This is a genomic window from Streptomyces sp. NPDC051452 (genome assembly GCF_044454765.1).
GTDB lineage: Bacteria > Actinomycetota > Actinomycetes > Streptomycetales > Streptomycetaceae > Streptomyces.
In genome coordinates this window covers 163,577-185,008 of record NZ_JBITEB010000006.1, presented here as the reverse complement: position 1 = coordinate 185,008, position 21,432 = coordinate 163,577, and the positions used below count along the sequence as shown (strand labels likewise).

At 74.2% G+C, this 21,432-nt stretch carries 14 protein-coding genes and 1 pseudogene; 5 read left to right on the top strand and 10 right to left on the bottom strand.

What is annotated here, in order from left to right; genetic code table 11:
• Both ACIBA9_RS17590 and ACIBA9_RS17585 read right to left on the bottom strand, forming a co-directional pair.
• Nucleotides 1-1,743: a pyruvate dehydrogenase gene (locus tag ACIBA9_RS17590; protein WP_399363871.1), complete on the bottom strand. Its 1,743-nt coding sequence runs from the start codon at nt 1,741-1,743 to the stop codon at nt 1-3.
• A gap of 74 nt (nt 1,744-1,817) precedes the next feature.
• On the bottom strand, nt 1,818-3,317 hold the full coding sequence (locus tag ACIBA9_RS17585) for a protein phosphatase 2C domain-containing protein (protein WP_399363869.1): 1,500 nt from the start codon (nt 3,315-3,317) through the stop codon (nt 1,818-1,820).
• Between the two features lie 457 nt (nt 3,318-3,774).
• Here ACIBA9_RS17585 and ACIBA9_RS17580 point away from each other — a divergent pair, with 457 nt between their 5' ends.
• Nucleotides 3,775-4,764 carry a helix-turn-helix domain-containing protein gene (locus tag ACIBA9_RS17580; RefSeq protein WP_399363867.1) on the top strand — a complete coding sequence of 330 codons (990 nt, stop codon included), beginning with the start codon at nt 3,775-3,777 and terminating at the stop codon, nt 4,762-4,764.
• Nucleotides 4,765-4,819: 55 nt separating this feature from the next.
• Here the strand turns inward: ACIBA9_RS17580 and ACIBA9_RS17575 are convergent, their stop codons facing one another.
• Nucleotides 4,820-6,007, bottom strand: coding sequence for an SGNH/GDSL hydrolase family protein (locus ACIBA9_RS17575; RefSeq protein WP_399363865.1), 1,188 nt, complete (start codon nt 6,005-6,007; stop codon nt 4,820-4,822).
• A gap of 169 nt (nt 6,008-6,176) precedes the next feature.
• Here ACIBA9_RS17575 and ACIBA9_RS17570 point away from each other — a divergent pair, with 169 nt between their 5' ends.
• Nucleotides 6,177-6,302 carry a hypothetical protein gene (locus tag ACIBA9_RS17570; RefSeq protein WP_399363863.1) on the top strand — a complete coding sequence of 42 codons (126 nt, stop codon included), beginning with the start codon at nt 6,177-6,179 and terminating at the stop codon, nt 6,300-6,302.
• Nucleotides 6,303-6,336: 34 nt separating this feature from the next.
• Here ACIBA9_RS17570 and ACIBA9_RS17565 read toward each other — a convergent pair whose 3' ends face one another.
• From ACIBA9_RS17565 to ACIBA9_RS17540, 6 genes are all read right to left on the bottom strand, one after another.
• A complete protein-coding gene (locus ACIBA9_RS17565; protein ID WP_399363861.1) occupies nt 6,337-6,831 on the bottom strand; it encodes a methylated-DNA--[protein]-cysteine S-methyltransferase in 495 nt (164 codons plus the stop codon).
• Complete coding sequence (locus tag ACIBA9_RS17560; RefSeq protein WP_399363859.1) at nt 6,828-8,219, bottom strand: DNA-3-methyladenine glycosylase 2 family protein; 1,392 nt, start codon at nt 8,217-8,219, stop codon at nt 6,828-6,830. The genes ACIBA9_RS17565 and ACIBA9_RS17560 overlap by 4 nt, the downstream gene beginning before the upstream one ends.
• A 1,113-nt stretch (nt 8,220-9,332) precedes the next feature.
• Nucleotides 9,333-10,448: a ribosome small subunit-dependent GTPase A gene (rsgA, locus tag ACIBA9_RS17555; protein ID WP_399363857.1), complete on the bottom strand. Its 1,116-nt coding sequence runs from the start codon at nt 10,446-10,448 to the stop codon at nt 9,333-9,335.
• A gap of 352 nt (nt 10,449-10,800) precedes the next feature.
• A complete protein-coding gene (locus ACIBA9_RS17550) occupies nt 10,801-12,303 on the bottom strand; it encodes a cellulose binding domain-containing protein (protein ID WP_399363855.1) in 1,503 nt (500 codons plus the stop codon).
• Between the two features lie 166 nt (nt 12,304-12,469).
• Nucleotides 12,470-13,849 (bottom strand): radical SAM protein, encoded by a 1,380-nt coding sequence (locus ACIBA9_RS17545; protein WP_399363853.1) that lies wholly within the window; start codon nt 13,847-13,849, stop codon nt 12,470-12,472.
• A gap of 161 nt (nt 13,850-14,010) precedes the next feature.
• Entirely contained in the window at nt 14,011-15,018 is a 1,008-nt protein-coding gene (locus ACIBA9_RS17540; protein WP_399363851.1) for a hydroxyacid dehydrogenase, read from the bottom strand.
• A gap of 352 nt (nt 15,019-15,370) precedes the next feature.
• On the opposite strand from ACIBA9_RS17540, the gene ACIBA9_RS17535 reads away from it, so the two are divergent.
• The 3 genes from ACIBA9_RS17535 (at nt 15,371) to ACIBA9_RS17525 (ending at nt 19,752) form a co-directional block, all read left to right on the top strand.
• Nucleotides 15,371-18,289, top strand: a complete 2,919-nt coding sequence (locus tag ACIBA9_RS17535) for a glycoside hydrolase family 2 TIM barrel-domain containing protein (protein WP_399363849.1) — start codon at nt 15,371-15,373, stop codon at nt 18,287-18,289.
• Between the two features lie 78 nt (nt 18,290-18,367).
• A complete protein-coding gene (locus ACIBA9_RS17530; RefSeq protein ID WP_399363847.1) occupies nt 18,368-19,006 on the top strand; it encodes a TetR-like C-terminal domain-containing protein in 639 nt (212 codons plus the stop codon).
• Complete coding sequence (locus ACIBA9_RS17525) at nt 19,003-19,752, top strand: alpha/beta fold hydrolase (RefSeq protein ID WP_399363845.1); 750 nt, start codon at nt 19,003-19,005, stop codon at nt 19,750-19,752. The genes ACIBA9_RS17530 and ACIBA9_RS17525 overlap by 4 nt, the downstream gene beginning before the upstream one ends.
• Here the strand turns inward: ACIBA9_RS17525 and ACIBA9_RS17520 are convergent.
• Nucleotides 19,697-21,410: pseudogene (locus ACIBA9_RS17520) on the bottom strand (DUF2264 domain-containing protein). The gene ACIBA9_RS17525 and the pseudogene ACIBA9_RS17520 overlap by 56 nt on opposite strands.
• Nucleotides 21,411-21,432: the final 22 nt, after the last annotated feature.

Sequence of the window (21,432 nt, the reverse complement as noted above, 5' to 3'; positions counted from 1 at the left end):
TCAGGGACGGGGCACGTTACGGAGGTTGGAGCGGGCCATCTGGAGCATGCGCCCGACTCCGCCGTCCAGCACGATCTTGGAGGCGGACAGCGCGAACCCGGTGACCATCTCCGCGCTGATCTTCGGCGGAATGGACAGGGCGTTGGGGTCGGTGACGATGTCCACCAGGGCCGGCCCCTTGTGCCGGAAGGCGTCCTTGAGCGCGCCGGCGAGCTGCTTGGGCTTCTCCACCCGCACCCCGTAGGCGCCGCAGGCCCGGGCCACGGCGGCGAAGTCGGGGTTGACGTTCGTCGTGCCGTAGGAGGGTAGACCGGCGACCAGCATCTCCAACTCGACCATGCCGAGCGAGGAGTTGTCGAACAGCACGACCTTGACCGGCAGGTCGTACTGGACGAGAGTCAGGAAGTCGCCCATCAGCATGGAGAATCCGCCGTCACCGGACAGTGACACCACCTGCCGGTTCCGGTCGGTGAACTGAGCGCCGATGGCCATCGGCATCGCGTTCGCCATCGAGCCGTGGGAGAACGAACCGATCACCCGGCGGCGTCCGTTGGGCGAGAGGTAGCGGGCGGCCCACACATTGCACATGCCGGTGTCGACCGTGAACACGGCGTCGTCGTCGGCGACTTCGTCCAGGACCGCGGCGACGTACTCCGGATGGATCGGTACGTGCTTGTCGACCTTGCGTGTGTACGCCTTGACCACGCCCTCCAGCGCGTCGGCGTGCTTCTTCAGCATCTTGTCGAGGAACCGCCGGTCCCTCTTCTCCCGCACGCGTGGGATCAGACAGCGCAGGGTCTCGCGGACGTCCCCCCACACGGCGAGGTCGAGCCGGGAGCGGCGCCCCAGCACCTCGGGTCGCACATCGACCTGGGCGATCCTCACGTCGTCCGGCAGGAAGGCGTTGTACGGGAAGTCGGTGCCGAGCAGGATCAGCAGGTCGCACTCGTGGGTGGCCTCGTAGGCGGCGCCGTAGCCGAGCAGCCCGCTCATGCCGACGTCGTACGGGTTGTCGTACTGGATCCACTCCTTGCCGCGCAGGGCGTGCCCCACGGGAGACTTGATCCGCTCCGCGAACGCCATGACCTCGGCGTGTGCGCCGGCCGTGCCGCTGCCGCAGAACAGGGTGACCCTGCCGGCCGCGTCGATCATCTCCACCAGCTTGTCGATCTCGGCGTCGCCGGGGCGGACGGTGGGCCGGGAGGCGACCAGGGCGCTCTGCGCGGCCTTCTCCGGGGCGGGTTCGGCGGCGATATCACCCGGCAGGGAGACCACGCTCACCCCGCTCCGGCCGACCGCGTGCTGGATGGCCGTCTGGAGCAGCCGGGGCATCTGCCGGGGGCTGGAGATCAACTCGCAGTAGTGACTGCACTCCTGGAAGAGGCGGTCCGGGTGTGTCTCCTGGAAGTAGCCGAGCCCGATCTCGCTCGACGGGATATGCGAGGCGAGCGCGAGCACCGGGGCCATGGAACGGTGGGCGTCGTACAGGCCGTTGATCAGATGCAGGTTGCCGGGGCCGCAGGAGCCGGCGCAGGCCGCGAGCTTGCCGGTGACCTGTGCCTCGGCGCCGGCCGCGAAGGCGGCGGTCTCCTCGTGGCGGACGTGGATCCAGTCGATCGCCGCGTTGCGGCGGACGGCGTCCACGACCGGGTTGAGGCTGTCGCCCACGACGCCGTACATCCGGCGCACCCCGGCACGGACGAGGATGTCGACGAACTGCTCGGCTACGTTCTGTCTGGCCATGGTCTCGTCTGCCCCTCAGGTCTGCGCGAATCCCTCCGGCGGTCTCGGGTTCCATGAATTCACAGGCACGGCGGTTACGCCTCCCACACGGCCGCCGCCGTACGGTCGTCGGCGTAGCCCTTCACCCGTACCTGGGCGTCGGCGAGGAAGGCCGCGAGACCGGGAGCGGCCCGGCCGGACCAGCGGCGGGCCAGGTAGGCGCAGAGGGCGGGCTCCCCGCGCAGGGGGCCGGCCAGGCCCGGGCTGCACATCACCAGCGCATCACCCGGGCGGGCTACCGAGGCGCGGAAGCGGAACGGATCGCGGGGTGGTGGCGGAGCCGGCTCGTAGGGGCTCGGCGGGCTCGGGATGCCGAAGTCCAGGGTGAGCCGGTCGCCCTCGGGGGTGTCCGCAGGCGGTGAGCCGAAGCCGACGACCGGTGCGCCGGTGGTCCGGGCGGGTGACACCTCGGGCTCCATGTCCTGCCACTCGCCGTCCCGCAGCCGGAACAGGCCGCCGTCGCCGACGCCGAAGAACACCCGGATACGGCAGCCCGGGTCGGCGGGCAGCAGCAGACAGCGCAGACTCGCCGTGTACTCCTGCGGGTCGGTGCCCCGCTCGGCCGCGCTCGCCCTGAGCCTGCCGAGGCTGCGGTCGGTCAGCCGTTGCAGGCCGGACTTGAGGTCGTCGCGGCGGGCCGCGTGGAGGTCCTCGGTCAGCCGTCGGTGGGAGCGGCCGACGGCCCGGCCGATCCACCGGCAGGCCTCGGCCGCCGCCAGGTGCGCGTCCGGTGCGGCCCGCGCGCCGGTCGCCATCGCGACGAGGACGAGGGCCTGTTCGCCGCTGCCGAAGCGTGCGGTGAGCAGCGCGTCCCGGCGGGGCTCGCCCCGGTACCGGGCGGAGTCCCCGCGCATCGACACCGCCCGTAGCGTGCAGGGGCCGTACCGGGCGCCGTCCAGCACGGTGTCGGCGACCAGCTCGCCGAGGCCGTCCGGCTCGGCGGCGGGCAGCGCGGTGGGCTCGGGGTCGTAGGTGGGCGGACCGGAACCCACGTAGTCGGTGGCCACGGGCGCCACCGGCGTGACGCGCCCGTCGCCCTCGTCCGGCTCTTCCGGTGGGCGCGGCTGCTCGACGGCGACGGGTGGCGGGGTGGGGGGTGTCGGCGGCGGGGGTGGCTGTTCCGCGGCAACCGACGGCGTGGTGGGCGGCCGGGGAGGGAGCGGCGGGAGCGGTTCCGCTGCCGGCGGCAGAGGCGGGGCCGGGGGTGGGGGCGGGGGTGGGTCGGCCGGTGGTGGGGGGAGCGGGGCTCGTGCGGTGCGCTGCGGGGGGACCACCGGATCCCGGAGGTCCGGTCTCTCCACGCCACCACCGTCGCCGTCGCCGTCACCGCCCCGGCCGCCGTCGTCGCCGGGCCGCCTCGTGGCGTCCCCCGGCGGCCGGCCCGGCCGTCCGGTCACCGTGCTCCTGGCCGAGGCGAAGCGGTCGTCCAGGGAATCCGGCGCGGCCGTGGGGCCCGTGTCCGCGACGCCGTCGTCGTACAGCTGCCCCCACCAGTCGTCCTCATGACGGGCGGGCCTTCCCCCCTGCTGGCTCATGCCCCCGATTGTCCCCCGTACGGGCCGTAGGGGAATGGGGCATCGGGAAAATCCGGCGCTCCCGACGGCTCTCGAACGGCGTGTCGGGTGACAGGGTGAACAGGCGTACGGGAGTGGTTTGTTGGTCGCCGGACGGCCCCACCCCCCACGGGAGGACCGCCCGGCGACGTCTGAAGTGGCCCGGCCCGAATCCCCTAGGCGTGCTCGCACGTCTTCGGGCACGGGCCACGATCCGGTGACCGGGCCGCGAGGCGCCGGAGGGATGGCCGGATGGTGGCTTGGTTTCGGGACGCGAGGGTGAGCCGTGAACACGGCCTCGCGTCCCGAGGTCCTGTCACCTTGGCAGAGTCACCACCCGTACGGCGATGATGTTCCGCGGCGGGTTTGCGCCGTGGCCGGTTTCCGCCAGGGTGCTTCCCGCCCCGGTGGACCAAGCGCAGGGGAGGAACGCGGGTCGATGCTGGCAGCGATAGGGCTGGACGAGACGCACGAGGCGGCGTACCGGGTACTGGTGTCCGTGGGCGCCGCCGAAGTGCCCGATCTGGCCCGGCGCCTGACGCTCACCGAGCCGGACACCGAGCGGGCGCTGCGCCGGCTGGAGCGGCAGGGACTCGCGGCCCGCTCCACGGCACGCCCGGGCCGCTGGGTGGCGGCACCGCCCGGGGTCGCCCTGGGGGCGCTGCTCACCCAGCAGCGGCACGAGCTGGAGCGGGCGGAGCTGGCGGCGGCGCTGCTCGCGGAGGAGTACCGGGCGTCGGCGGCCGAACCGGCGGTGCACGACCTGGTGGAGGTGGTGACCGGCGCCCCTGCGGTCACCCAGCGCTTCCTGCAGTTGCAGCTCGGGGCCACCGAGGAGGTGTGCGCGCTGGTCACCGGCGCTCCGGTTGCCGTCACCGGCATGGAGAACGACGCCGAGGAGCAGGCCGCCGGACGCGGGGTGCGTTACCGGGTGGTGGTCGAGAGGGCGGTGCTGGACCAGCCGCACGGACTGACCGAGCTGACGGCGGCGCTCGGCCGGGACGAGCGGGTGCGAGTGGTGGACCGGGTGCCGACGAAGCTGGTGGTGGCCGACCGTTCGCTCGCGATGGTGCCGCTGACCGGGCGGACGGCCGAGCCCGCCGCGCTGGTGGTGCACGCCAGCGGGCTGCTGGAGCTGCTGGCCGGGTTGTTCGAGTCGGTGTGGCGGGACGCGCTGCCGCTGCGCCTGGGTGCGTGCGGGGTGACCGAGGAGCGGCCGGACGGCCCGGACGCCACCGATCTGCAGGTGCTGTCGCTGCTGCTCGCGGGGCTGACCGACGCGAGCGTGGCCAAGCAGCTCGGTCTGGGTCTGCGGACCGTGCAGCGCCGGGTGAAGCGGCTGATGGAGCTGGCCGGGGTGACGACCCGGTTGCAGCTGGGCTGGCACGCCTGTGACCGGGGCTGGGTGGCCCGTCACGCATCCCGCTGAGCCGGCGCCGACCGCGGTTCCGGCGCCCGGGCGGGTCAGGTGTGGTGAGGGGTCATCAGGGTCGCCGCCCCAGGGCCCGGCGCACGGCGTCCGCGACGACCTTCATGCCCGCGTCGTTGAAGTGCAGATGGTCGCCGGGGTCGTAGCCGGGCAGGATGCGGGTGGGGGCGGCCGGGTCGCGTACGGCGGCGTCGGCGTCGGCGACCGCGTCGAAGGCGCCGCCGGTGCGGATGAAGGCGTTCACCCGCCGGCGCACGGCCTCGCCGACGTCGGTGTAGGCGGGGTAACCGCGGTACGGGGTGAGGGTGACGCCGACGACCCGGATGCCGCGGGCGTGGGCGCGGGCGACGAGGACGCGGTAGGCGTCGGCGTACGCGTCGGCGTCGTCGGCCGCCGGGGTGCCCTTGATGTCGTTGATGCCCTCGAAGACGACCAGGGCGCGGACTCCGGCCCGGTCCAGCGCGTCGGCGTCCAGGCGCGCGAGGGCGCCGGGTCCGGTGCCGTCGCGCAGCAGCCGGTTGCCGGCGATCCCGGCGTTCAGCACGCCGAGCCGGTCCGCGCGCAGACGTTCGGCGAGCCGGTCGGGCCAGCGGTGGTTGGCGTTGGGCGTGGAGCCCGTGCCGTCGGTGAGCGAGTCGCCGAAGGCGACCACGCTGCCCTGGGCGGGCCCCCGGACGTCGACGCCCGTGACGTAGTACCAGCGGCTGATCGCCCTCGTGTACGCGGCGCCGCCCTCGTCGGCCGCCCGGCCGGCGCCGGCCGGGGCGACGTAGCTGGTCTGCAGGGCGGTGCCGTGGTAGGTGGCGGGTCCGTTGTCACCGGGTGTGTACACCGTGACGAGGAGATCGGCGGCGGCCGGGACGGACAGCGGCACCGGGTCGGAGACGGCGTCCTGGCCCGGGGCGACGGTGGTGGTGCGGGCGCCGTGGAAGGTGGCGGTGCGCAGGGTGCCGGGTGCGGCGTCCGGACCGGAACCCCGGCGCAGCGCGACGGTGACCGCGCCCAGGTGCAGGGGGGCGGTGCCGAGCCGGTTGCCGAGCCGGACGCGTACGGCGCTGCCGCCGACGCTCAGGTGGACGACGTTGCGGATGGCCGCGCCGGTCAGCGCGGACGTGCTGCCGGACGGCGCGGTCTCCCAGCTGCCCGTCCAGGGCGACCGCGCCGGTTCGGTGCCGGCTGCCGCCGCCGTGCCCGCTGGCATCGCCAGCAGCAGGGCCACGAGGACCCGTCCGAGCTTGGCCATGTGTCCGTCCGCCCTTCCCCGTGGCTCGTCGGAGGCGACCGTGCCATACGCGCGGGCCGCACCCGGGGAGCGTCAGCGCCGGTCCACCCACTCGGCGCAATCGGTAAGGGGCCCACGGGCGGGGCGGAGGGCCGATGTGCGGGGCGGACGGACGTGTTTGGCTGCCGTCATGAGCGAGTCCGGCGAGTTCGAACTCCCCCTGCTTTTCCGCGAGTTGGGGAATCATCTGGGCGAGGAGGCGATCCGCGTCCATCCGCGCCGGCTGCACGGCTGGGGGCTCGACGAGGAATCGTGACGTCAGTGCGGTGGACGGCGATCCACGGCGGGACTCAGCGGGCGGCGACCGCGCCCTCCAGGGTGAGCAGCCAGACCTTGCGTTCGAGTCCGCCCGCGTAGCCGGTCATCGACCCGTCGGCGCCGATGACCCGATGGCAAGGGCGCACGATCAGCAGGGGGTTGGCGCCGATCGCGCCACCGACGGCGCGAACGGCCGCGCGGGGTGCGCCGATCCGCGCGGCGATCTCCCCGTAGGTGACGGTGGCGCCGTACGGCACCTCGTCCAGCGCCGCCCACACACGCTGCCGGAACTCGGTGCCCTCGGCTCGCGACGCGAGTCGGAAGGCGTCGAGTTCGCCGGCGAAGTACGCGGTGAGCTGTTCGACGGCGGCGCGGAAGGGGCCCGGGTCGCGCCGCCAGTCGGGCTGGGCGATCCGGCCGCCCTTCTGGCCGGGCACGGACACCGAGGTCAGCGTCCCGTCCGCGTCGGCGGTGAGCAGCAGCGGTCCGACGGGTGCGGCGAGCCGGGTGACGTACACGGTGGTCATCGGCTCGCCTCCGCCACGCGCAGATGCCGGACCCCGTACGACCGCCACGGCCGCCACGCGTCGGGCACCTCCGTGTCCGGTGGGGCCACGTCCGGATCGCCGAGGGCGCGGACCCTGAGGGTCGCCACGGTGGCCGGGTCCATGCCGGGCAGGGCGCGCAGCGCGGTCTCGGCGTCGGCGCGGTCGGCTCCCGGGTCCAGCCGTACGGTGCCGTCGGCCAGGGCGGCGGAAAGCGCGCCCAGCGGGCCGTCGGGTTCGGCCTCGGCGAGGACGGCCGGTCCCGGGAAGAGGTGGGTGAGGTTGCCGCTGGGCGCGTCGAGCGCTTTGCCGTACCGGCGCACGAGGATCCCGGCGCCAGCGGTGCCGACCAGGGCCCGGACGGCGGGTTCCAGCGGGACCACTGCGCCGGGTGAGCGCAGGCCGGGCCGGGCGGCGACCAGCGGGGCGAGCCGCGGGTCGGTGCCGAGCCGCTCGTCGACGGCGTAGGGGTCGGCGTCCAGGTCGAACAGGCGGCGCAGCCGCTGCACCGCGGTGGTGAGGTCCCTGGGGTCGGTGGGGTGCAGCCGTGCGTCCAGCCAGCCGCCCGGCCGGGTGCCGCCGCCCGTTCGAGGTGCCCTCGTGCGTTCCGCGACGGCGACCAGTGCGGTGCCGTACGGCAGGCGCAGGGTGCGCCGGTAGGTACGGGCGCCCCGGGCGCCGGTCACCTCCTCGACGCCCGGCACCGCCTCCCGGGCCAGCTGGTCGAAGACGGCGGCCGCCTGGTAGGGGCCGCGGTAGGCCAGCCGCAGCGGGATGCCGGCGCCCGGAGTGGCCCGGCGTGCCTCACGACCTCGCGGGGCGGCGGCGCGCAGCTCGGTCGGTGTCGTGTCGTACACCTCCCGGACGGTGTCGTTGAACTGACGCACGCTGGCGAAGCCGGACGCGAACGCGATCTCGGTGACCGGGAGGTCGGTGGTCTGCAACAGCACCCGGGCGCTGTGCGCCCGCTGGGCCCGGGCGAGCGCGACGGGTCCGGCGCCCAGCTCCGCGGTGAGCTGCCGCTGTACCTGGCGGGCGCTGTAACCGAGCCGGGCGGCGAGTCCGGCGACGCCTTCGCGGTCCACGACACCGTCGGCGATCAGGCGCATGGCACGGCCGACGACGTCCGCGCGGACGTTCCAGTCCGCCGAGCCCGGCACCGCGTCCGGGCGGCACCGGCGGCAGGCCCGGAAGCCGGAGCCCTGCGCGGCGGCGGCGGTCGGGAAGAACCGCACGTTGCACCGCTTGGGCGTCACCGCCGGGCAGCTGGGCCGGCAGTAGATGCCGGTGGTCTCGACGGCGAAGAAGAACGCCCCGTCGAATCTTCCGTCCCGGCTGCGCACGGCTTCGTACCTGCTGTCCTCGTCCATCACATGTCCCAGTGTGGGACGCGGTGAGGGCGAGGGGCTAGCGGAAATCGGACACCAAGCTGCCGGCCCCGGCGCGCGCCCCTCCCGGCCCTTTGAGCGACGACTACGCCCGAGCCTCCGCCCCCACACCAGCCGACTGCTCCGCAGGGCCGGGCCCGCCATCCCGGCGTTGGGGTGGACGGCGCTCGCGACCGGGGCGACCCCGCGGGGCCGGGGCCATCCGGCCTGCCGCCGTAGTGGGCGGCGCTCGTGACCGGGGCGGCGGCCGGCAGGAAGCGGTGGAGACCTGGCCGGCTCCTGCCCTGGGACAGGAGCTGGCCAGGCCAGCGCGCCGCCGCAACCTGGCGGCGTCGAGGAACACCCGTGGCTTGTCGGGGCAGAAGCCCCGGGGTTGGACCTGGGAGGCCTTCCCGGGGCCGGCCCCATGGGCGGTCCGGGCGCCTTTGCCCGAGAGGCCGGCCGAAGGTGCCCGGCGCGGGGGGGGCCGGCAGAGGGGGCTCGGACCGGGGGGCGGCCCAGAAAGCCCGGTCCAGGCGACCCGGCCCGGTCAAGGGGCCGGGCGCGGGCCGCCAGCCACGGCAGCCACGGCAGGGGCGGCAGGGGCGGCAGGGGGCGCCCTAAGGGCTTGCCCTCCAAGGGTCGCCCTTGCGGGGCAAGCCCTTAGGGCGAGGCCCAGCATGGGCCCGGCCCGGCGGGGGCGGGCCGCCGCTCGGGGCAAGCCCTTGGGGCGAGGCCCAGCAGGAAGCCCGGACGGACGGGAACCCGGCCCGGCGGGGGCGGGCCGCCGCTGGGGGCCCGGCCCGGCGGGAGCTTGGACCAGCGGGTTCGGGCCCCTGAGGGCAAGCCCTTGGGACGAGACCCAACAGAGAACCCCGCCCGGCAGGAGCCCCACCCGGCGGGGGCCCGATCCAGTTGGGGACCCGACCCGGTGGGGACCCGGCCCAGCAGGGGCCCGGCCCGGCGGGGTCGGGCCGCCCCCTGGGGGCAAACCCTTGGGGCGAGGCCCAACAGGGGGCCCAGCGCGGGCCCGGTCCAGGTGGGGACCCGGTCCGGCGGGGACCCGGCCCGGTGGGCGACCGTTCGGTGGCCGACCGGGTCGGGGTGGGCCCGGTGTCAGCGGTGGTGGCCGCCGCGCTTTGCCTGCAGCGCCGCCCTTCCCTCCGCCCCCCTGCGCTTCCAGTCCTTCTTGATCTCGGCACGCAGGCGCGCGTCCGTCTTGGCCACGATCCACTGGTTCTCCCGCATGAGCTTGCGGTAGCTCTCCAGTCGTCGTGCCGGCAGCTCGCCGTCGGTGACGGCGGAGCGCACCGCGCAGCCCGGCTCCGCCTCGTGGGAGCAGTCCTTGAAGCGGCAGCGGGCGGCCAGTTCCTCGATCTCGGCGAAGACCGCCCCGACGCCGCTTCCGGCGTCGAAGAGGCCGACCCCGCGCAGCCCGGGAGTGTCGATGAGCACACCACCGGAGGGCATGGCCAGCAGGTTGCGGGTGGTCGTGGTGTGCCGGCCCTTGCCGTCGACGTCCCGCGCGGCCTGCACCTCCATGACGTCCGCGCCGACGAGGGCGTTGGCCAGGGTGGACTTGCCCGCGCCGGACTGGCCGAGCAGCACGGTCGTACCCGAGCCGACGAGCGCGACCAGCGTGTCGAGGCCCTCGCCGTGCAGGGCGCTGACGGTGAGCACGGGCACGCCGGGCGCGCTCGTCTGCACGTCCTCGACGAGGTGGCCGCGGGTGACCGGGTCCGGCACGAGGTCGTCCTTGGTGAGGACGACGACGGGCTGGGCGCCGGACTCCCAGGCGAGGGCGAGGAAGCGTTCGACGCGGCCGAGGTCGAGTTCCATGGCGAGGGACACAGCGACGACGGCGTGGTCGACGTTGGCCGCGAGGATCTGACCCTCGGACCGCTTGGAGGAGGTGGAGCGCACGAACGCGGTGCGGCGGGGCAGCAGCGTCCGCACGTACCGCGGGTCGCCGCCTTCGGGGTCGACGGCTACCCAGTCGCCCGTGCACACGACCTTCATCGGGTCGCGGGGGACGACGAACTCGGTGTCGGCACGGACGACGCCGGCCGGGGTGACGACGTCGCACTGGCCGCGGTCGACCCGTACGACACGGCCGGGCAGCAGGCCCTGCTCGGCGTGGGAGGCGAACTCGGCTTCCCAGCCCTGGTCCCAGCCGTACGGGGCCAGGGGGTGCGACGAAGCGGAAGAAGCCGAAAGGGAAGAGAGATTCAAGGGGAACCCTTCACAGGGCGGCCCCGGCTCTGCGCACGCGTGTGCGGTGAGAAAGGTCAGCCGGTGGCCACGGAGGTGGAGTGGACGATCTTCTGGTCGCGGGCAGCGCCCATCACAGAGACAGCCATCGGTCACACCTCCCGTTCCTCACTCGGTCGACAACGGCGGCGGACAGCCACCGCGTGCACTGGGCCTCACCCTAGAGGCGCCCGCATTCGAGCGCCACCGCTTTTCCGGCGGCGTCGCGGGCCGTGTCGGTGGGCGCGCCCCCACATCCACGTGCCGGGAAGCCGCGGCTCACGAACGGCCTTGGGTGCGCCGCCCGTTGCCGGTCGGTTGCCGTGCCGCCGGCTCACCGTGTGGCGCAGGGGGCGCCGTTGAGCGTGAAGCCGTGCGGTGCCCGGTTGCGCTCCCGCCAGGTGCCGACGAATCCGAAGGACACGGAGGCGTGGGCGGCGACGGACTTGTCGTAGTCGGCGGCGGTGGCGGTGACATGGGCACCGCTCCCACCGGCGGTGGCGTCCCACATCTGGCCGACCCGCTGGCCGTCGGGGAAGCTCCAGGCGACCTGCCAGCCGGCGAGGGCGTGGTCGGTGGTGAGGGTGACCGTGGCCTGGAAGCCCTCGTTCCACTGGTTGACCAGTTGGTAGGTGACGTGGCAGGTGGTCGCCTCGGTGGGGGCGGGCGCGCCGGTGCGGGCGGGGCGGTGGGTGGCCGAGGAGGTGCCCTGGGGTTCGGGGTCCGGCTCGCGCCGCTCGGGTGCCGTCGGGTGGCCGGTCCCGGAGGTGGGGGCGGCGGAGGCGGGAGGGGCGGGGGCGGAGGTGCCGGCCGGTACCGGGTGGTGGGTGGTGCCGAGGGAGGCGCCGGGGCCGGCGACCGGGCGGCGGTCGTCGCGGGCGGCGGCGATGTCCTGGCCGGAACCGCCGGACGGCACCAGCGACGCGCCGAGGGCGAGCGCGGAGAGCACCACGGCCGTGGCGAGCAGACCGCGCCGCACGGCCCTGCCGCGGCCGGCGTCCTGCGTGGGGTCCGCGCCGGCGTCGGCACCGGGCCGGCCCGCGCCGACGAGGCGGACCTCGGCGGCGCGGCGGCGACGCTCCAGGTAGGCGAGGCCGCCCCAGCCGACGACCCCGCCGGCCAGTGCGGCGGGCAGCCCGCCGCCGTGCAGGCGCAGACAGGCCGCGGCCTCGGCGCACCGTACGCAGGTCGCCAGGTGCCGGGAGAGGTCCTCGGGGGTGTCGACGGCCGCCGAGCGGGTGACCGCGTCCAGCAGCCGGGCGTAGCTTCGGCACTCCGCGTCCATCGGGGTGTCGAGATGGGCGCGGTGGCAGCGGTCCCGGAACAGGGCGCGGACCTGGTCGAGTTCACCGGCGACGGCGGCCGGGTCCAGGCCCAGTCGGCGGGCCACGGCGGGCAGCGGCAGCGCCTCCACCTCGGCCAGCCACAGCAGCGAGGCGTCGGCCTCCTGCATGTCCCTCAGACCGCGCAGGGCGACCGGTCGCCGCAGCGGGGGCCCCGAAAAGCGGTCCGGGGTATCGGAGTTGAGCCACAGTCGCAGGTCGGGGTCGAGTTTGTGTCCCTGTCCGCCGGCCTCCCAGGCGGCCGCGGTGTCGCGCACGGCGGTGAGCAGCGCCGGTATCGTCGGCAGCCGTGCGGTGCGGCGGCCGGCGCCGCGCACGTGGGTGCTGGCCGCGGCGCGGACCTCGCGCATACCGAGCGTGAACGCCTCGGTCGCCAGCTGATGGGCCGTCACGGACCCGGCGGTGCACAGGTCCGCGTACGAGAGGACGGCGTCCCAGCCTTCCGAGAACAGCGCGGCCTCGGTGACGTCCTGGGGGGTCGGCAGGTCGGGCATGAAACTCCTGCATCCACGGGCGAGGGCAACTCACCACAGGGAAAAAGGGAGTTGTACAAGGACCTCGCGGCAGTGCGCCGAGCCTTTCACGTCCTCGACACAACTGACAAGCCGCCTGTGCACATCCACTCACCGACAGTGGTGAGCGGATGCGCCCCGCACGGTCTCACGCCTCGGCCGGCGCCGTCTCCGCCTCGCCCGACGGGCCGTTCGCCGGGTTGCCCCCAGGGCCGTCCGCCGGCTCGTTCGCGGGCAGGCTGTCCATAAAGGAGCTGACGGAGAAGACGGCGTTGCCGGGCCCGGGCGGACCGTAGCCGGGAGGCGAGGACAGCCCGAAGTCGTCCATGGTGGCCCGATAGGCCTCCAGCAGCCGGATGTGGTACTCCAGCGGCGCTCCCTGCGGGTTGGCCTTGCCCAGCGGGGTGGTGGGTTCCGGGCACCAGGTGGTGAAGCGGGGCGTGATGCCGTGCGACATGAAGAACCGCAGGCCCTCGGTGGTGGAGGCGATGGCCTCGTCCACGGTGGTGAAGCCGAACGGCTCGGCCATCTCCACGCCCGCGACGAAGTTCGGGATCACGTTGCGCGCGCCGAACACCTCGGTGGAGTCCAGGATCCGCTTGTGCCACTCGTCACGGCCGACGTATCGCTCCTTGCCCGGGCAGTACAGCTCGAACAGCCGCCGGTCCCACACCTCGAAGTTGGGGTGGTAGATCTGCACGCCGTAGTCCTTGAACCGCTGCACGTCCGCCTTGGGCAGTGCCTGGGCGACGACCTTGCCGATCCAGCGGCCGGGGAAGCGCTCCTCGATGGCCTTGGCGTAGTGGCCGTAGAAATCCGCCTCGTCCCGGCCCGCGACCGTCTTGGTGATCGCGCCGCCGGTGAGGGTGTAGGCGGTGGACGCCTTCTGGGTGTCGTACCGGTCGATGATCTCGAGGGCTTCCAGGACCTCCTCGACGTCCTTCACCCCGGTGTAGGGGCGGCCGGCCGCCTTGTGCTGGCGCCAGTTGTGGTTGATGTCGCAGTACTGGCACTCCTCCTTGGCGCCGAAGTACTGGCAGACCCGGAAGACGGTCAGATAGATCAGATAACCCCACTGGATAGTGGGGGCGACCTCCATCACCGACTTCCCGTTGGACAGGGTGTGCCGGTAGTACTCGGGCATCGGCGGCACGCCGACGTCGGCGATGCGGCGGCCGTCGAGATAGAGCCCGAGCAGTCCCTCCTCGTCGGCGGCGACCCGGTAGGGCGAGGCGGGATTCACCCGTACGGAGACGACCGTACGGCGCAGGTCGTAGGGGCCGCCCGTGAGGATGATCTCCTCCGGGGGCCGGCGCAGCGCGGCCTCGCCCAGCTCGGGCAGGGTGCCGTGGTCGAAAGAGAAGATGAAGTACGACTTCGGCTTGACCTCGCCGCTCTCGTTGTCGCTGAGGGCGGACGGGTCGAAGGCGACGCCGCCACGGAGCAGGTCCTCCTTGAAGACGGCCTCACGTGGCACATGAGGGAACCGCTCCATCAGATCCTCGACCAGCGCGGTGCGACTGCCCATCCGTATGTCTCCTCCCGGGTCAGGCGTTCGTCTCTCACCGTATGCCCCCGCCTCCGGTCCGGCCGTGCCGGGTCCCGCAGGGCGCGCGGCGCGCTCCCGGCGCGGAGTGGTGGACACGGAGGGTGCAGGATGCCGACCGGATCCGGCCCGGGTGTCCTACGTCACGCCATCCGCTCCAGACCCTCCTGGTCGACCGCGTGGAGAAGGTCCTCGCCGGCCGCCAGCCGTTCGGCCTCCTCGACGACCGCGCGGCCCAGCCGGGCCACCTCGTTGCCCTGGGAACCGGCCAGGTGCGGGGTGACGAACGCGTTGGGCAGGTCGAACAACGGGGAGTCGGCGGGCAGCGGTTCGGGGTCGGTGACGTCCAGGACTGCGCCGAGGCGTCCGGTGCGCAGTTCCTCGATCAGGGCGTCGTGGTCGACGAGGGCGCCGCGCGCGGTGTTGACGAGCACCGACCCGGTGGACATCAGGGCGAGTTCGCGGGCCCCGATCAGATGCCGGGTCTCGGGGGTCTGCGGGGCGTGCAGGGTGACGATGTCGCAGGTGCGCAGCAGCTCGTCGAGCGGCAGCAGCGGTACGCCGAGCCGCGCGGCTTCCGGCGGGTCGACGTAGGGGTCGGCGAGGAAGACGGCGAGATCGTGCGGGCGGAGCAGCTCGATCAGCCGGCGGCCGATGCGGGAGGCGCCGACGACGCCCACCCGGCGGCCGTGGTTGCCGATGCCGGGGAGGATGTCGCCGTAGGGGAACGCGCGCCGGGTGCGCAGCAGGTCGCGGTGGGCGAGGACGTCCTTGCCGGCGAGCAGGATCATGGCGAGCGTGTACTCGGCGACGGGCAGGGCGTTGGCGGCGGCGGCCGAGGAGACGGCGATCCCGTGCCGCCACACCTCGGGGCCGGTGAACCCCTTGACCGAACCGGCCGCGTGCAGCACGGCCCGCAGCCGGGGTGCCGCGTCCAGGGCCGCCGGGTCCAGCCGGGGGCAGCCCCAGCCGGTGATCAGCACCTCGGTGCGGGCCAGGGTCCGGCGTACGCGCGGCTCGGTGAGGTCGTGCGCCACCAGGGCGGGATCGATCTCCACGCACGCGCGCAGACGGGCGAGGAGGTCCGGCGGGAAGAGGTGCGGCACGTTCCGGGCCGTCATGGCGAACAGCGCCTGCGGACGCTCGGTCAAGGACGGGACCTTCCGGTTCGTTGACGCACGACGGCAACCGCTTCCTACGCTAGGCCCGGGTGACGCGGAGGGTCAACGGACACGCACGCGCCGGCGGTGCGGGCGGCCGACGGGCCGCCTCCAGCGGGCCCGCCCCGGCCCGGCGCCCTCGCCGGTGCCCGGGCCGCCCCCGCTCGCCCGGGACTGCGGCGACCGAGGCCGGGTAGTGATGTACGTCGGCGCGCCCGGCATCCCTCGCAACCGCCGCCGGCCCGCCGGAAGGGACGCACCCGGCTCACCCCCGGTCCTTCCCGGTGCCGGCCGGTGCGCGGGTGGCACACGGACGGGCATCCCAGGCCGAGCTAGGAGACCGATGTCATCGCGCACCAGCACCGACTACGTCGAGGACGTCTCGCCGGGCAGCGGCGCGCTGCCGCCCCGCGCCCGGTACGCGTCCTCGGACGCCGAGTCCCTCTCCCTCAACGGCACCTGGCGTTTCCGCCTGTCGGACACGGCCGACGCCGAGGACGACTCCTTCGCCTGCGCCCCGCCGGAGTGGGCGGCCGCCCCCACGGCGGACGGTCACGACGCCGACAGCTGGACGGAGATCTCCGTCCCCGGCCACTGGGTCCTCCAGGGCCGCGGCTCCCCCGCCTACACCAACCACCTCTATCCCTTCCCGGTCGACCCGCCGCGCGTACCGACCGAGAACCCGACCGGCGACCACCTGCGCGTGTTCGACCTGCCCGCGCACTGGCCGGCCGACGGTGGCGCGGCGCTGCGCTTCGACGGAGTGGAGTCCTGCGCCCGGGTGTGGCTGAACGGCATGCTCCTCGGCGAGTTCAAGGGCTCCCGGCTGCCGCACGAGTTCGCCGTCGGGCATCTGCTGAGGCCGGCCGGCAACGTGCTCGCGGTCCGCGTCCACCAGTGGTCGGCCGGCTCGTATCTGGAGGACCAGGACCAGTGGTGGCTGCCGGGCATCTTCCGTGACGTCACCCTGCTGCACCGCCCGGCCGGCAGCGTCCTGGACTTCTTCGTGCACGCCTCCTACGACCACCGCGAGGCCACCGGCACGCTACGCGTCGACTCCGAGGTGGCCGGCCGGGTGTCCGTGCCGGAGCTCGGCATCGACATCGCGACCGGCGAGTCGGCGACCGCGAGGGTCGAGCCGTGGTCGGCCGAGACACCGAGGCTGTACGACGGCGTGCTGGCCACCGAGGGGGAACGGGTGCCACTGCGCATCGGTTTCCGTACCGTGGAGGTGTCGGAGGGCCTGATCAAGGTCAACGGCAGACCCGTGCTGTTCAAGGGCGTCAACCGGCACGAGTGGCACCCGGAGCGGGGCCGGGCGCTGGACCTCGCCACCATGCGCGAGGACGTGCTGCTGATGAAGCGGCACAACGTCAACGCCGTGCGCACCTCCCACTATCCGCCGCATCCATCCTTCCTCGACCTGTGCGACGAGTACGGCCTGTGGGTCGTCGACGAGTGCGACCTGGAGACGCACGGCTTCACCGGGCAGGGCTGGCGGGACAACCCCGTGGACGACGACCGCTGGACCCCGGCGCTGCTGGACCGCGCCGCGCGCATGGTCGAGCGGGACAAGAACCACCCCTCGGTCGTCCTGTGGTCCCTCGGCAACGAGGCGGGCACCGGCCGTGGTCTGACCGCCATGGCCGAGTGGATCCACGGCCGGGACACCTCCCGGCCGGTGCACTACGAGGGTGACCCCGACTGCCGTGACACGGACGTCTATTCACGGATGTACGCCGACCACGCCGAGGTCGCGCGGATCGGCCGCGGTCTTGACGGCGGCCCCCGAAGGCGCCGCGAACTGCCCTTCCTGCTCTGCGAGTACGGGCACGCGATGGGCAACGGACCGGGCGGACTCGCCGACTACCAGCGGCTGTTCGAGGCGCACGAGCGGTTGCAGGGCGGGTTCGTCTGGGAGTGGATCGACCACGGCATCGCCCACCCCGAACTGGGCTACGCCTACGGCGGCGACTTCGGCGAGGAGCTGCACGACGGCAACTTCGTCTGCGACGGGCTGCTCTTCCCCGACCGGGAGCCCTCACCCGGCCTCGTCGAGTACAAGAAGGTGATCGAGCCGGTCGCGCTCACCGGCGACGGCAGGGACGGCACCGTCCGCGTGACCAACAAGTACGACTTCGCCGACCTGTCGGCGCTGGCCCTCGTCTGGTCCTACGAGGTCGACGGGGAGCCGGTCGGGTCCGGCACCCTGCCGCCACCCGCGCTGGCGCCCGGCGAGGCGGCCGACGTCGAGCTGCCCGTGCCGCCCCCCGGAGCGCCGGACGGCGAGGCGTTCTGGACGGTCCGGGCGGTGCTCGCGGCCGACACCCCGTGGGCGCCCGCCGGGCACGTCGTCGCCTGGGGGCAGATCCCGGTCTCGGCACGCCGGGTGCCGCGCGTCACCGCGACCGCCCGGGCCGTGCCCGCCGGCGGGCTGGTCACGCTCGGCCCCGGCGCCTTCGACGCCCGCACCGGTGCCCTGCGGGCGATCGGCGGCGTGCCCGTCTCCGGGCCGCGTCTGGACGTGTGGCGCGCTACCACCGACAACGACGACGGTGCCGGCCGGCGCCGCGACCTGCGCTACGGCCCGGCCTGGCGCGAGCTCGGCCTGCACCGGGCGCGGCACCGCCTGGACGCGGTGGAGACCGGCGAGGACGCGCTCACGGTCCACACCCGGGTGGCGCCGGCCGCCACGGAGCTGGGGCTGTCGACGGTGTTCCGCTGGACGTCGGACGGGGAGCGCCTGCGGCTGGTCGTGTCCGTCGTCCCGGAGGGCGAGTGGAAGGTGCCGCTGCCCCGGCTCGGCGTCCGCCTCGGGCTGTCCGCCGCCGACCGGGTGCGGTGGTTCGGCGGCGGCCCGGGCGAGGCGTACCCGGACACCAGGACGGCGGCCGCGATCGGCCGTTGGCGGTCGAGCGTCGACCGCATGCAGACCCCCTATGTGCGTCCGCAGGAGAACGGCGCCCGGATCGACGTGCGCTGGGCGGAGCTGGGCGGTCTGCGGATCGAGGGCGACCCGGCCTTCTTCCTCACCGTCCGCCGGTGGACCACCGAGCAACTGGACGCCGCCTCCCACCGCGCCGATCTGGTGCCGGGCGGGACGGTCTGGGTCCATCTCGACCACGGCCAGCACGGCATCGGCTCCCAGTCCTGCGGCCCGGGCCCGCTGCCCCGCCACCATCTGCGGGCCGAGCCGGCGGAGTTCTCGTTCGTCTTCTCCCCGGCGCCGGACGCGCAGACCGCCGTCGACGAAAAGGAATGAGCCCGAAACCCCCTTCCCTGGTATACCTAGGTCAGAACCTAGAGGTCCTAGGTAAGGCTTGGGGAAGGGGGCACCGCGATGGTCCGGGCGGGACTGAACGCCGAGCGTGTCGTCGCGGCCGCCGCCGAGCTCGCCGACGAGGTGGGTTTCGAGCACGTCGGCCTGTCCGCGCTGGCCCGCCGCTTCGGTGTCAAGGACGCGAGCCTGTACTCGCATGTGCGGGGTCTGGAGGACCTGCGGACCCGGCTCGCGCTGTACGCGGGGGGCGAGCTGATCGACCGGATCGCGGTGGCCGTGGCCGGCCGCGCGGGCAAGGAGGCGCTGGCCGCCTTCGCCGGCGCCTACCGCGCGTACGCCCTGGAGCATCCGGGCCGCTACGCCGCCACCCAGATCCGTATCGACCAGTCCCTGATCGCCGACTCCCCCGCGATGCGCCGCACCGCCGAGATCACCTACGGCATGCTGCGCGCCTACGGCCTCGGCGAACCCGACCTGACGGACGCGGTACGCCTGCTGCGCAGCACCTTCCACGGCTACTGCGCGCTGGAGTCCACCGGTGGCTTCGGCGCCGACCGGGACGTCCAGGCGTCCTGGGACAAGGCGATCGACGCCCTGCACCTGGCCCTCGCGCACTGGCCGCGGGAAACCGGCGGGCCGAACGAACCCCGGGGAATCGGTGCGACCGACCCGACCGGGGAGAGGGTGGAGACACGATGACCGATACGTTTCCGCACGCCCACGACATCACCGGCAGCGGTCCCGTGCTGCTGCTCGCACCGGGCGGTGCCGGACATCCGATGGGGCTCGGGCCGCTGACCGAGCGACTGGCCGCGCGCTTCACCGTCGTGACGTACGACCCGCTGGGCCTCGCCCACGGCCGGCTCGGCCGGCCGGTCGCCGAACAGCGGGTGGCGGACTGGAGCGAGGGAGCGCACCGGGTGCTGGAGGAGGTGCTGCCGCCGGGCGAGTCCGCGTATGTATTCGGGACCAGTTCCGGCGGCATCGCCGTCCTGGATCTGCTCGCCCGGCACCCGGGGCGGCTGGCGCACGTCGTCGCGCACGAACCGCCGTGCGTGACCCTGCTGCCCGACGGGGCGCGGCGGCGGGCGGAGCTGATCGACGGGCTGGACGGTCCCGAACCGCCGCCCGCCGAGGGCGGGTCGGCGACGCCGATGGGCGTCTTCCTGGCCCACGTCCTGCGCCCCTTCACCGCCCACGCGCCCGGCTTCACCGCTCCCCCGGGCCGGCTCACCGTCGCCGCCGGAGCCGACTCGCGCGGCCAACTCCTCTACGACACGGCACACTTGCTCGCCGACCGGCTGAACGGCGCGTTCGCCGAGTTCCCCGGCGGTCACCTCGGCACGCTGGAACACCCGGAGGAGTTCGCCGCCCTCCTCACCGACACGCTCACTCGCGGGTCACCGACCACGAAGGAGCCGCGGACGGTCCGTACGACCGGGTGAACCGGAACGCGGCCTTCGCGCCGGACGCCCAGCGGACGCACACCGCGTGGTCCTCCCGCACCTCGACGCAGACCAGGTCAGCGAGGGGGCGGGGCCGCGGCTCACCGGTCAGCCGCGCGAGCGCCACGAACAGCGTGGCCTCGCCCTCCCCGGTCTCCCCGGCCGACTCCTCCGACAGGCCATGGACCGGCACCAGTTCGGCCCGGACGCCCTCCCGCGCCGGCCAGCCCGTGATCCGTACCGGGGTCGCGGGCGGGGCTCCGGCGACCAGATGGGCCCGCACCTCCGCCGCGCCCTCGGCGAGCACCAGGCTGGTCACCGTGATCACGTCACGCACGGTGTGCCGGGAGGCGATCCACCCCGCCCCCGTACCGAGCGGCTCGATCCCCGTGCGGCTCGCGTCCGCCCCGACGATCACGCTGTTGTCGTACGACGGTACGGGCATGGTCGCGGTCGAGTAGGCGAGCCGCGTGTAGTAGGGGTCGTAACGGACGTCCTCGCTGCCGTGGTTGTGCAGCCGTACCAGGCCGTCGGAACGGGTGCTCTGCACCAGCCAGTTGGGGGCGGGGAGCGGGCGCACCCGGTCGGCGCGCTCGACCGGTCCTGGTTCTTCCCGCGCCGTCCACACCTCGTGGGTCCGGTGGCAGCAGCAGGCCGAGGAAGCCCTTGCTCGCCCAGTAGGGCGAGGCCGGGCCCGAGTAGTCCTGGACGAGGGACTCGTCGGGGCCGAACCAGCCCAGCGGCAGCAGACCCCGTTCGTCGACCGCGCCACCGTCCAGGAAGTACCGCAGCGCGCCGGATCCCAGGCGCCGGGTCTCGCCCGGGGCCAGTGGGGTGTGTCCGGTCAGCGCGCCGAGCCAGAGCGGGGCCGTGGCCGCGAAGCGGTAGGTCAGGGAGCGGCCCTGGCGCACGGGGGCACCGTCGCCGCCGAACAGGTGGGCCTGGTCGGCGAGATGCCGGGACAGCCGCCCGCCGTAGCGGGAGAGGAGTTCGTGGTCGTCGGCCAGCCATGCGTGCAGGACCGGGTACAGGTGGAGGGCCCAGCCGTTGTAGTGGTCGAACTTGCGGCCGTCGCCGTCGGTGTACCAGCCGTCGCCGACGTACCAGTCCTCGATCCGCGCCAGGCCGCGGTCGATCGCCTCGCGCGCCGCCTTCGGCCGGTGCCCGATCTCCTGGAGGAAGCCGCCGACGGTCACCGGGAACAACTCCCAGTTGCACGGCCAGGGTCGGGCGGTGAGTGCGTCCGCCAGCCAGTCGGCCGTCCGTTCGCGCACCCGGTGGTCCAGGCGGTCCCACAGCAGCGGCCGGGTCAGCCGCAGCGCGAGGGCGATCGACGCGGCCTCGACGAGCGGCTGGCCGCGGTCCTCGATGACGGGCCAGACCCCGGCCGGACCGGCCGCGAGCCCTTCGGCGTATCTGCCGAGAATGGTCTCGTCGCGGCGGAAGGCGGCCAGCAGCAGCGTCCGGGCGTACCCCTCCAGGCCGTCGGAGAGGTGGCCTGCGTGGCTCACATGGTCGCCGGGCAGGTGGTAGAGGGCGCGGTCGGGAGTCGCGTACGGGGCCACGGCGGCGAGCAGGGCGTCCGCCGCGGCCTCCCAGTGGGCGCGGGTGTAGCCGGTGTACGGGCTGGACGCGCGGTCCTCGGCGGGCAGTGCGATCACGGTGGTGGCGTTCCTTCCG

Bases quoted from the DNA above. Each gene is read 5' to 3' on its own strand.
- ACIBA9_RS17550 (WP_399363855.1), bottom strand. From the start codon at position 12,303: ATGCCCGACCTGCCGACCCCCCAGGACGTCACCGAGGCCGCGCTGTTC.
- ACIBA9_RS17575 (WP_399363865.1), bottom strand. From the start codon at position 6,007: ATGGCCAAGCTCGGACGGGTCCTCGTGGCCCTGCTGCTGGCGATGCCA.
- ACIBA9_RS17560 (WP_399363859.1), bottom strand. From the start codon at position 8,219: ATGGACGAGGACAGCAGGTACGAAGCCGTGCGCAGCCGGGACGGAAGA.
- ACIBA9_RS17570 (WP_399363863.1), top strand. From the start codon at position 6,177: ATGAGCGAGTCCGGCGAGTTCGAACTCCCCCTGCTTTTCCGCGAGTTG.
- ACIBA9_RS17535 (WP_399363849.1), top strand. From the start codon at position 15,371: ATGTCATCGCGCACCAGCACCGACTACGTCGAGGACGTCTCGCCGGGC.
- ACIBA9_RS17565 (WP_399363861.1), bottom strand. From the start codon at position 6,831: ATGACCACCGTGTACGTCACCCGGCTCGCCGCACCCGTCGGACCGCTG.
- ACIBA9_RS17590 (WP_399363871.1), bottom strand. From the start codon at position 1,743: ATGGCCAGACAGAACGTAGCCGAGCAGTTCGTCGACATCCTCGTCCGT.
- ACIBA9_RS17585 (WP_399363869.1), bottom strand. From the start codon at position 3,317: ATGAGCCAGCAGGGGGGAAGGCCCGCCCGTCATGAGGACGACTGGTGG.
- ACIBA9_RS17525 (WP_399363845.1), top strand. From the start codon at position 19,003: ATGACCGATACGTTTCCGCACGCCCACGACATCACCGGCAGCGGTCCC.
- ACIBA9_RS17530 (WP_399363847.1), top strand. From the start codon at position 18,368: ATGGTCCGGGCGGGACTGAACGCCGAGCGTGTCGTCGCGGCCGCCGCC.
- ACIBA9_RS17580 (WP_399363867.1), top strand. From the start codon at position 3,775: ATGCTGGCAGCGATAGGGCTGGACGAGACGCACGAGGCGGCGTACCGG.
- ACIBA9_RS17545 (WP_399363853.1), bottom strand. From the start codon at position 13,849: ATGGGCAGTCGCACCGCGCTGGTCGAGGATCTGATGGAGCGGTTCCCT.